Source organism: Luteimonas campi (assembly GCF_051162505.1).
Lineage (GTDB): Bacteria > Pseudomonadota > Gammaproteobacteria > Xanthomonadales > Xanthomonadaceae > Luteimonas.
This window is the reverse complement of sequence record NZ_JBNWEM010000008.1, coordinates 40,030-50,919: the sequence shown is the minus strand read 5'-3', so window position 1 is coordinate 50,919 and position 10,890 is coordinate 40,030. Positions and strand designations below refer to the sequence as shown.

Genomic DNA, 10,890 nt, shown 5'->3' with positions numbered 1-10,890 from the left:
GTAGGTCATCGCCAGGGTCTTTACCCCAAACCCCCAGCCCACAAGGCTGGGGGTTTTTTATTGTGCCGCTGGAAATCCATGGGCATTCGCGTCGGAATGCAGTTTCCGACTTTCGACAGCTGCGGCCTGCGCATGCTCCGTGGTAGCGTGCGCCATCATTTGCACAGGAAACCAGTGATGGCGAATCCCATTTCCGCCGCGACGCTCGCGCTCGCGATCGGCCTTGCGGCCGGTGCCGTCCACGCGAACGAGGAGGCGAAGGTGTCCGATCCCTACCAGTGGCTTGAAGGCGTGGAGGATCCCAAGGCGCTGGAGTGGGTCAAGGCGCAGAACGCCAAGGCCGAGCAGCAACTGGCGAGCACGCCGGCATTCAAGCAGCTCGAAGCCGACCTGCTTGCGATCTACGACTCCGACGAGAAGATTCCCGGCGTCTACAAGCAGGGCGAGTGGTACTACAACTTCTGGAAGGACAAGCAGAATCCTCGCGGGCTGTGGCGCAGGACCACGCTGGAGGAGTACCGCAAGCCCAAGCCGCAGTGGGATGTGTTGATCGACCTCGACGCGCTGAACAAGGCCGAGGGCGAGAACTGGGTGTGGCACGGCGCGGACTGCCTGCGTCCGGATTACAGCCGCTGCCTGGTGGCGCTTTCGCGCGGTGGCGCGGATGCGGACGTCACCCGCGAGTTCGACCTGTCGACCCGATCCTGGGTGGATGGCGGCTTCTTCCGCGAAGAGGCGAAGGGCGCCCTGAGCTGGATCGACCGCGATACCGTGTACGTCTATACGGACTTTGGCGAGGGCTCGCTGACCAGTTCGGGCTACCCGCGCATCGTCAAGGAATGGAAGCGCGGCACACCCCTGGCGCAGGCCAGGGTGGTCTACGAAGGCCAGCCCGGCGACATGTACATCGCCGCGATGCGCGACGATACCCCGGGGTTCGAGCGCGACTTCGTGAGCCGCACGCTGGCCTTCTACAACGACGAGCTGTACCTGCGCGATGCCGACGGCTCGCTGACGAAGATCGATGCGCCCAACTCGGCGCAGAAGTCGGCCTACCGCGAATGGATCGGCCTCGAGCTGCGCGAACCCTGGACGGTGGGCGGCCGCACCTATGCGGCCGGTTCGCTGCTGGCGGCCAAGTTCGACGAGTTCATGGCCGGCAAGCGCGAGTTCGAGGTGCTGTTCGAGCCGACCGAGACGACCTCGCTGGCGGGCACCACGTTCACCAGGAACCATCTGGTGATCAACGTGCTCGATGACGTGAAGAATCGCTTGTTCGTGCTGACGCCTGGCGCCGAGGGCTGGACCAGGCGTCCGCTGTCGGGCGTGCCGGAGTTCGGAACGATCAGCGCCGGTGCGGTGGACCGCGACGAGTCCGATGCGCTCTGGCTCACGGTCGCCGACTACCTGACGCCGACCACGCTGATGCTCGGCGATGCCGGCGTGGATGCGACGGCTCCGGAGGTCTTGAAGACGCAGCCGGCGTTCTTCGACGCCTCGACGCATGAGGTCGAACAGCATTTCGCCACATCCAAGGACGGTACCCGCGTGCCGTACTTCCTGGTGCGCCCGAAGGACATCGTGCTCGACGGCAGCAACCCGACCCTGCTGTACGGCTACGGCGGCTTCGAGATCTCGCTGACGCCGGGTTATTCCGGCGGTGTGGGCAAGGGCTGGCTGGAGAAGGGCGGCGTGTACGCGGTCGCCAATATCCGCGGTGGCGGCGAATACGGACCGCGCTGGCACCAGGCCGCGCTCAAGGCCAACCGCCACAAGGCCTACGAGGACTTTGCCGCGGTCGCACAGGACATGATCGCGCGGAAGATCACCTCGCCCAGGCACCTCGGGATCCGCGGCGGCAGCAATGGCGGCCTGCTCACCGGCAACATGCTGGTGCAGTACCCGGAGCTGTTCGGTGCGGTGGTGATCCAGGTGCCGCTGCTCGACATGCAGCGCTACAACAAGCTGCTGGCCGGCGCCTCCTGGATGGCCGAGTACGGCGATCCCGACAAGCCGGAGGAGTGGGCCTTCATCCAGAAGTTCTCGCCCTACCATCTGTTCGACCCGGCGAAGGACTACCCGGCCACGATCCTGCTGACCTCCACGCGCGACGACCGCGTACACCCTGGCCATGCGCGCAAGATGTTCGCCAGGATGTCGGAGGCCGGCAAGGACGTGCGCTACTACGAGAACATCGAGGGCGGGCACGGCGGCGCGGCGGACAACCGCCAGGCCGCGCACATGGATGCGTTGTACCTGACCTTCCTCTGGCAGCAGCTCGGCCGCGAATGACCGGCCGGCGCCCGGCCGCTGGTCCGGGCGCCGCATTCTCCACTTCCAGGCGCCTTTCCGATGAAGAACGCCCTCCTGCTTGCGACCACGATCCTGATGACGCTTCCGCATACTTCCACGCTCGCCGCCGATGCCACGCCGCCCGACGCCGAAAAGCGTCCCTACGTGGTCAAGGCCCCACATGGTGCCGAGCGGCAGGACGAGTATTACTGGCTGCGCGACGACAAGCGCGAGAACCCGGCCATGCTGGCCTACCTGGAGGCCGAGAACGCCTACGTCGACCGGGTGATGGCACCGCTCAAGCCGGTGCAGGACAGGCTCTACGAAGAGATCGTGGGCCGCATCAAGCAGGACGACAGCTCGATCCCGGCGCGTGAGCGCGGTTGCTGGTACTACGCGCGGTTCGAGACCGGCAAGGACTATCCGATCCACGCCCGCCGCAAGGATGCCGCCGGGATGGATGCACTCTCGATCCAGCGGGCGAACGAAGCCGGCGACTTCGAGGGCGAGGAGGTGCTCCTCGACGTGAACGCGCTGGCCGATGGCAAGGACTATTACGCGGTCGGGGCCTACGAGATCAGCCAGGACAACAGCATCATGGCCTGGGCGGACGACACCAACGGCCGCCGCCAGTACACCTTCCGCTTCCGCAACCTCGCCACCGGCGAAGACTATCCGGAACAGATCACGGGGACCTCGGGCGACCTGGTGTTCGCCGACGACAACCGCACCGTGTTCTACATCGAAAACGATCCCGAGACGCTGCTGACCAAGCGGGTGAAGCGGCACGTGATCGGCACCGATCCAAAGGATGACGCAGTCGTCTACGAAGAGGAAGACGACAGCTTCTACATGGGCATCGAGCGCAGCCGCGACGATCGCTACATCGTCATCGGGCTGGGCAGCACTGTTTCCGACGAGATCCGGTATGCGCCGGCGGACGATCCGAAGGCGTTCGCCGTCCTCGCCCCGCGTGAGCGGGATCTGGAGTACACAGTCGACCATCTGGGCGACCGCTGGGTCATCCTGACCAACGCCGATGGCGCGAAGAACTTCAAGATCTCCGAGGCGCCATCGACATCGACATCGCGCGGCGACTGGAAGGACCTGGTCGCGCACGACGAGTCGGTGTTCCTGGAAACCTTCGAGCTGTTCAACGACTTTATCGCCGTGGGCGAGCGTTCCGACGGGCTCGAACGCGTGCGGATCCTGCGTGCAGACGGCCGGGCCGACTATGTGAAGGCCGATGAACCTGCCTATTCGATGGGGCTGTCGGCCAATACCGAGCCGGATACCACCAAGCTGCGCTACACCTACACGTCGCTCACAACGCCGGCGACCACCTACGAACTCGACACCGAGACCGGCGAGCGCGTGCTGCTCAAGCAGCAGCCGGTGATCGGCTACGATCCGACGCAGTACGTGACCGAGCGCGTCTGGGCCACTGCGCGCGACGGAGTGAAGATCCCGGTCTCGCTCGTGTACCGCAAGGGCTTCGCGAAGGCTGGCACCGCAGCGATGCTGCAGTACGCCTATGGCAGCTACGGTATGTCGATGGATCCCGGCTTCAGCGCCACCACGGTGAGCCTGCTCGACCGCGGAATGGTGTACGCGCTGGCGCATATCCGCGGCGGCCAGGAGATGGGCCGCCACTGGTACGAGGACGGCAAGCTGCTGAACAAGATCAACACGTTCACCGATTTCATCGACGTGACCGACTTCCTCGTCGGGGAAGGCTATGCGTCGAAGGATCGCGTGGCCGCCTACGGCGGCAGCGCCGGCGGCCTGCTGATGGGCGCGGTGTCGAACATGGCGCCGGACCGCTACCGGGTGATCCTGTCGCAGGTGCCGTTCGTGGACGTGGTGACGACGATGCTCGACCCGAGCATTCCGCTGACCACCAACGAATACGACGAGTGGGGCAATCCCGAGCAGAAGCGGTTCTACGACTACATGGTCACCTACTCGCCCTACGACAATCTCAAGGCGCAGGCCTATCCGGCGATGTTCGTCGGGACCGGTCTGTGGGACTCGCAGGTGCAGTACTGGGAGCCGGCCAAATTCGTGGCGCGGCTGCGCGATCTGGACACCGGCGACGGCCCGATCGTGTTCCGTACCAACATGGAGGCGGGGCACGGTGGCAAGTCGGGGCGATTCCGCCGTTTCCGCGAACAGGCCGAGATGTATGCCTTCATGCTCGACCAGCTCGGCGTGAAGTAGCCAGGATCGCCACAGAAGGCCGCCCCCCGGGGCGGCCTCTGCATTTCTGGAGCCGATGTCTGCCGGGCGCAGGGATACAGGCAAGGTGAAGGGCGCCGGGAAACGCAGCCAGGAAGTTCCAGCGGGCGGCGCGCACGATCCGCCGCCATGCAGCCGATATCATGGCGCCATGCGTCCTGCGCACCGCTTCCGCTGGGCCTGGTGGCTGCTGGCTTACGCCAGCCTCGGACTCGGCCTGTTGGGCATGTTCCTGCCGGGACTGCCGACGGTGCCGTTCGTGCTGCTGTCGGCGGTCGCCGCGGCGCGGGGGTCCGAACGCCTGCACCGCAGGCTGCTCGCGGATCCGCGGTTCGGACCGATGATCCAGGACTGGCAGGCGGGCCGCACCGTCGCGCGGCGCGCCAAATGGATGGCCACGGGCACGATGCTGGCGTCGGCGCTGATCCTGGTCGTGCTGGTGCTGGCTGGAGGCGGGGAGCGCTGGTGGCTGCTGGTGCTGCCGCTGGGCTGCATGGGCGCGGTAGGGACCTGGCTCTGGCTGCGGCCGGAACCGCCCGTGGAGGGCGACGGGCGCGGACGCTGAGCGGACCCGAACGCCCCCCGCCGCGGGACTCGTCCTGCCCTGCGGGCCGGGCTACACTGCCGGCATGCGCAGATTCTCCATATTCCTGGCGCCACTGGCGCTGCTGGTCGCCCTGAACCTCGCCGCCTGCGGCAACAAGGGGCCGCTGGTGCGGGCTTCCGACGCCGAGCAGATGGAGGAGGCTGAGGTCGAGGAGGACGTCGACGTCGATGGGGACGTTGCGGACGACGACGCGGCCGACGACGACGCGGCCGTGGACGAGGTGGATGCCGATCCGGTGGAAGACGCCGAGGATCCGGTCGAGGTGCCGCCACCGCCGGCGGATCCCGGCAACGGTTGATCCGGTGGGCGCGAACACCCCGCAGGCGCTCCGGCAGGACCTGTCGATGCAGCCGCTGCGCTTCAGCAAGATGCACGGCGCGGGCAACGACTTCGTCGTGCTCGACCTGCGCGACGGCGCACCGCCGCCCGATCCCGAGCTTTGCCGTGCCCTGGCCGATCGCCACACCGGTGTCGGCTGCGACCAGATCCTGACCATCGGGCCGCCGGCTGGCCCGGGATCGCTCGCCAGCTACGGCATCTGGAACTCGGATGGCTCGCCATCGGCCCAGTGCGGCAATGGCGCCCGCTGCGTCGCGGCATGGCTGGTGCGCGATGGCGCCACCCGCGATGCGCGCTTCACGCTGGAGAGTCCCGCAGGCAGGCACGCGGTCGAGGCGCTGGGCGACGGCCGCTATCGCATCGCGATGGGCGTGCCGCGCTTCGAGCCCGCGCAGGTGCCGATGACCGGGGTCGCCCAAGCCCAGCCCTGGTACGGAATCGACCTGAGCGGCATCGGCCCGCTGCGCTTCGGCGCGGTGTCGATGGGCAACCCGCACGTGTTGATCGAAGTGGACGACGTGGCGGCAGCGGATGTCGCCCGCATCGGCCCGGCGCTGCAGGCCGCAGCCATATTCCCGGCGTCGGCCAACGTCGGCTTCGCGCAGGTGATCGACCGCGACCGTATCCGCCTGCGCGTGTACGAGCGCGGCGCCGGCGAGACCCTCGCCTGCGGCAGCGGCGCCTGTGCGGCAGTGGCGGTGCTGGTGCGGGCCGGCCGCCTGGACCGCGACGTGACCGTGCAGTTGCCGGGCGGCGAACTGCGCATCAGCTGGCCCGAAGACGCGGCCCAGGTCGCGATGGCCGGGCCCGCCGCATTTGTTTTCGAAGGGGAATGGACCCGATGAGCAGTACCGAGAAACTCGGCGCGCACGAAGTAGCGGCATGGCTGCGCCGGCAGCCGAAGTTCCTGCAGCAGTTCCCGGACCTGGCGCTGAGCCTGGTGGTGCCGCGCGAGGATGGCCCGGCGGCGTCGCTGGCCAGTTACCAGCTCGAAGTGCTGCGCGACAAGAACCGCGAACTCTCGCGCCGGCTGCACGACCTGTACGCGATTTCGCAGGAGAACGAACGCCTGGCCGTGCGCACCCATCAGCTGACGCTGGCGCTGATGCGGCAATCCGATCGCGCTGGCGTGGTGAGCGCGATGGCCGCGACGCTGGAGGAGGATTTCGCCGGCGACCTGGTGCGCATCGTGCTGTTCAAGCCGGTCGAGGGGCTGGGCGAGCAGCCCTGGCTGCAGGTGATCGATCGGGATGCCGCCGTGCTCGCGCCGTTCGCGGATGCGCTCAAGGACGGGGAGCCGCTGTGCGGACGCCTGCATCCGGACAAGCAGGCGCTGTTGTACGGAGCGCGCATCGACGATGTGCAGTCGAGCGCGCTGCTGGCGCTGGAAGGCGCGGGCCTGGTCGCGGTGGGCAGCGCCGATCCCAACCGGTTCTATCCGGGCATGGGCACCCTGTTCCTGCGCATGATGGGCGAGGCCTTCGAAGCGGCCTTGCGCCGGTTCGATGCCTGATCCCGCCACCGCGCGGCCGCAGGCGGGCCATGCATGGCCCGGGCCGAGCGCGCGGGCGCACGCCGGCGGTGAACTGCGGTGACCCACGTCCAGGCGTTCCTGGATTACCTGCAGGTGGAGCGCCGCGTCTCGCCGCATACCCTGGACGGCTATCGCCGCGACCTTGAGGCGCTGTCGGCCTGGGCCGAGGCGCAGGCGGGCGTCATCGCGCTGGGCGAGGCCGATGTCCGCGCCTTCATCGCCGCCGAGCACCGCCGTGGACTGTCGCCCAAGAGCCTGCAGCGGCGCCTGTCGGCGGTGCGCGGCTTCTACCAGTGGCTGCTCCGGCACGAGCGCATCGCGGCCAATCCCGCGGCAGGCGTGCGTGCCCCGAAGGCGCCGCGCAAGCTGCCGCAGGTACTCGATGCCGACGAGGCCAAGTCCCTGGTCGAAGTGCCGACCGACGCGCCGCTCGGACTACGCGACCGCGCGATGCTGGAACTGTTCTATTCCTCGGGACTGCGCCTGAGCGAACTGTGCACGCTGCGCTGGGGCGACCTGCACCTGGAGCAGGGCCTGGTCAACGTGGTGGGCAAGGGCGGCAAGGAGCGCATCGTGCCGGTGGGCTCGTTCGCGTGCGAAGCGCTGCGCGAATGGCGCCGCGACAGTGGCGGCCGCGATGCGTCCCCGGTCTTTCCCGGCCGGGGAGGCAAGCCGATCAGTCCGCGTGCGGTGCAGATGCGGATGCGCCTGCTGGCCCAGCGGCAAGGGCTGTTCAAGCGGGTGCATCCGCACCTGCTGCGGCATTCGTTCGCCAGCCACGTGCTCGAGTCTTCCGGCGACCTGCGCGGCGTGCAGGAACTGCTGGGCCATGCCGACATCTCGACCACGCAGATCTACACGCACCTGGATTTCGTCCACCTCGCCAAGGTCTACGACGCCGCGCATCCCCGCGCGCGCCGCCGCAAGGACTGAGCGCTCCTCCCAGGCCGCGTCCGTGCGGTCGATCCGGTGGAACTGCGTGTCCGGAAACGGCGCGTATCGATCGGCGTCCTGCGCCAGGCTCTGGAACCCGTCCCCGCAGGAGCTGCCATGACCTTTCGCCTTTCAGGCCTCGATCCGGCCCCGTTCGCCCCGCTGTTCGCGCTCGACGACGCCAGCCTCGCACGGCACGGCGCGCGCCGCGTGCTGGCCGACCGCGATTCGGGTTACCCCTGCCGCGTCGGCCTTGCCGATGCCCTGGTGGGCGACGAACTGCTCCTGCTGCACTGGGAACACGTGCCCGGCGCCACGCCCTATCGTGCGTCGGGGCCGATCTTCGTGCGCCGCCACGCCCGGCGGCGCGTGCTCGCGCCCGGTGAGGTGCCGCCGTATGTCAGCCGGCGTCTGATGTCCCTGCGCGCCTACGACGCGGCCAGCGCGATGGTGGATGCCTGCGTGTGCGAGGGCGGGGACGTGGCCGGCGAACTGACGCGCTTGCTGGACGATGCGGCCGTCTCCTTCGTCCACCTGCACAACGCCCGCCGTGGCTGCTACTCCTGCGTGGCGCATCGGGCCTGAAGCCACGGATGCGGCGGGCTTGATCGGGCCGGGCGCGCCCCTATGTCTGTCGGACCCGCCCCGGAGGCCGCATGGACCCCAGCCAGAACCCGAACGTATTCCACGCCACCACCATTCTGTCGGTGCGCCGCGACGGCAAGGTGGCCGTCGCCGGCGACGGCCAGGTCACGCTGGGGCACACGGTGATGAAGGGCAACGCGCGCAAGGTGCGGCGCCTGGGCAAGGACGGCCAGGTGCTGGCCGGCTTCGCCGGTGCCGCGGCCGATGCCTTCACCCTGTTCGAACTGTTCGAATCCAAGCTCGAGAAGCACGGCCAGCTGCAGCGCGCGGCCGTGGAGATGGCCAAGGACTGGCGGACCGAACGGCGCTTCGGCAAGCTCGAGGCCCTGCTTGCGGTGGCCGACAAGGACACCTCGCTGATCATCAGCGGCACGGGCGATGTGATCGAGCCGGAGGACGGCATCATCGCGATCGGCTCGGGCGGCTCCTACGCGCTGTCGGCCGCGCGGGCCCTGCTCGCGCACACCGCGCTCGACGCGCGCAGCATCGCCACCGAAGCGCTGGCCATCGCCGGCGACATCTGCATCTACACCAACCGCAACGTGGTGGTTGAGGAACTCTGAGCCGGGATTGGGGGTTCGGGATTCGGAAGCAGTCCCGACCCGTTCCCGCCAACCCGCCGATCCCAGCCCTTCCCGAATCCCGAATCCAAATGACGAATCCCGGCTCTTCCACCATGACCCCGCGCGAGATCGTGCAGGAACTCGATCGCCACATCATCGGCCAGCAATCGGCCAAGCGTGCGGTCGCGATCGCGCTGCGCAACCGCTGGCGCCGCGCGCAGCTGCCCGATGAGCTGCGCAACGAGGTGATGCCCAAGAACATCCTGATGATCGGGCCCACCGGCGTGGGCAAGACCGAGATCGCGCGGCGCCTGGCGACGCTGGCGAACGCGCCCTTCGTGAAGGTGGAGGCGACGCGCTTCACCGAGGTCGGCTACGTCGGCAAGGACGTCGAGCAAATCATCCGCGACCTGGCCGACACTGCGGTCAAGCTGCATCGCGAGCAGGCCAAGAAGAAGGTGCGTACCCAGGCCGAGGAGCGCGCCGAGGACCGCATCCTCGATGCCCTGCTGCCGCGGCGCGAGGCCCCGCAGCCCGGCTTCGGTTTCGGCAGCCAGACCACCGTCGACATCGGCGCGGAACCGTCGTCGAAGGAATCCGAAACCCGGCAGAAGCTGCGTCGCCAGCTGCGCGCCGGCGAGCTGGACGAGCGCGAGATCGAACTGGAACTGGCGGCCAACGTCGGCGTGGACATCATGACCCCGCCGGGCATGGAGGAGATGGGCCAGCAGCTGCGGCAGATGTTCGCCAACCTCGGCGGCGCCAAGACGCATGCGCGCAAGCTCACGATCAAGGCCGCGCGCCCGCAGCTGGTGGAGGAGGAAGCCGCGAAGCTGGTCAACGAGGACGACGTGCGCGAGGCGGCGATCGAGGCTTGCGAGCAGCACGGCATCGTGTTCATCGACGAGATCGACAAGGTCGCCAAGCGCGGCGAGGGCGTGGGTGCGGACGTCAGCCGCGAAGGCGTGCAGCGCGACCTGCTGCCGCTGGTGGAAGGCAGCACGGTCAGCACCAAGTACGGCGCGGTCAAGACCGACCACATCCTGTTCATCGCCTCGGGCGCATTCCACCTGGCCAAGCCCAGCGACCTGATTCCGGAGATGCAGGGCCGGTTTCCGATCCGGGTGGAGCTCTCGGCACTGAGCAAGGACGACTTCGTGCGCATCCTCACCGAGCCCAGGGCGGCGCTCACCCGCCAGTACGTCGAACTGCTCAAGACCGAGGGCGTGACCCTTTCGTTCGCCGATGATGCGGTCGAGCGTCTGGCGGAGATCGCTGCGCAGGTGAACGAGCGCCAGGAAAACATCGGCGCGCGGCGGCTGCACACCGTGCTCGAGCGCCTGCTGGATACGCTCAGCTACGAGGCGCCGGACAAGGACGGCAGTCGCGTTGTGATCGACCGGGCCTATGTCGACGCGCATCTGGGCGACCTGGTGCAGGACCCGGATCTGAGCCGCTACATCCTCTGACCCGGGGCGGGGCGCGGCGCGGCGGATGCGCCGCGACGCGCTGCAGGGCGATCGTGAGGAACCGCTCCCGGGCCGCGCCGCTCCGGCAAGGTTGCGGCACCGCTCGAACGCAAGCGCCTACCGTCGGCTTCCGCGCGCGGCCAGCCGATCGCGAGGCATCATATGGGGCCGGGCCGCCGTGATGCCGCGTACCGTGCCGACGTTCGACCGGCGCATCAGGCCGCGGGGCCGGGACACCGGTTGAGCCGCCGGCTGCGCCGGCCACACGAG

10 protein-coding genes are annotated in these 10,890 nt (G+C 68.4%); all 10 read left to right on the top strand.

Annotated elements, in window-relative coordinates:
- Positions 1-177: 177 nt before the first annotated feature.
- The 10 genes from ACQYVW_RS17145 (at position 178) to hslU (ending at position 10,620) form a co-directional block, all read left to right on the top strand.
- Positions 178-2,292 carry a prolyl oligopeptidase family serine peptidase gene (locus tag ACQYVW_RS17145; RefSeq protein WP_434934426.1) on the top strand — a complete coding sequence of 705 codons (2,115 nt, stop codon included), beginning with the start codon at positions 178-180 and terminating at the stop codon, positions 2,290-2,292.
- 60 nt (positions 2,293-2,352) lie between these two features.
- A complete protein-coding gene (locus tag ACQYVW_RS17140) occupies positions 2,353-4,512 on the top strand; it encodes a S9 family peptidase (RefSeq protein WP_434947840.1) in 2,160 nt (719 codons plus the stop codon).
- Between the two features lie 169 nt (positions 4,513-4,681).
- The gene (locus ACQYVW_RS17135; protein ID WP_434947839.1) at positions 4,682-5,095 is read left to right on the top strand and encodes a YbaN family protein; all 414 of its coding nucleotides are present in this window, start codon (positions 4,682-4,684) and stop codon (positions 5,093-5,095) included.
- A 64-nt stretch (positions 5,096-5,159) separates the two neighbouring features.
- Complete coding sequence (gene lptM / locus ACQYVW_RS17130; protein ID WP_434947838.1) at positions 5,160-5,435, top strand: LPS translocon maturation chaperone LptM; 276 nt, start codon at positions 5,160-5,162, stop codon at positions 5,433-5,435.
- A gap of 46 nt (positions 5,436-5,481) precedes the next feature.
- Positions 5,482-6,321: a diaminopimelate epimerase gene (gene dapF / locus ACQYVW_RS17125; protein ID WP_434947843.1), complete on the top strand. Its 840-nt coding sequence runs from the start codon at positions 5,482-5,484 to the stop codon at positions 6,319-6,321.
- Positions 6,309-6,989: a DUF484 family protein gene (locus tag ACQYVW_RS17120; protein WP_434934430.1), complete on the top strand. Its 681-nt coding sequence runs from the start codon at positions 6,309-6,311 to the stop codon at positions 6,987-6,989. Before dapF ends, ACQYVW_RS17120 begins: the two co-directional genes overlap by 13 nt.
- Before the next feature lie 78 nt (positions 6,990-7,067).
- The gene (gene xerC, locus ACQYVW_RS17115; protein WP_434947837.1) at positions 7,068-7,943 is read left to right on the top strand and encodes a tyrosine recombinase XerC; all 876 of its coding nucleotides are present in this window, start codon (positions 7,068-7,070) and stop codon (positions 7,941-7,943) included.
- 117 nt (positions 7,944-8,060) lie between these two features.
- On the top strand, positions 8,061-8,528 hold the full coding sequence (locus tag ACQYVW_RS17110; protein ID WP_434947836.1) for a DUF1203 domain-containing protein: 468 nt from the start codon (positions 8,061-8,063) through the stop codon (positions 8,526-8,528).
- A 71-nt stretch (positions 8,529-8,599) separates the two neighbouring features.
- Complete coding sequence (gene hslV, locus ACQYVW_RS17105; protein ID WP_434934434.1) at positions 8,600-9,151, top strand: ATP-dependent protease subunit HslV; 552 nt, start codon at positions 8,600-8,602, stop codon at positions 9,149-9,151.
- Positions 9,152-9,240: 89 nt separating this feature from the next.
- The gene (hslU, locus tag ACQYVW_RS17100) at positions 9,241-10,620 is read left to right on the top strand and encodes an ATP-dependent protease ATPase subunit HslU (RefSeq protein ID WP_434947835.1); all 1,380 of its coding nucleotides are present in this window, start codon (positions 9,241-9,243) and stop codon (positions 10,618-10,620) included.
- Positions 10,621-10,890 lie beyond the last annotated feature (270 nt).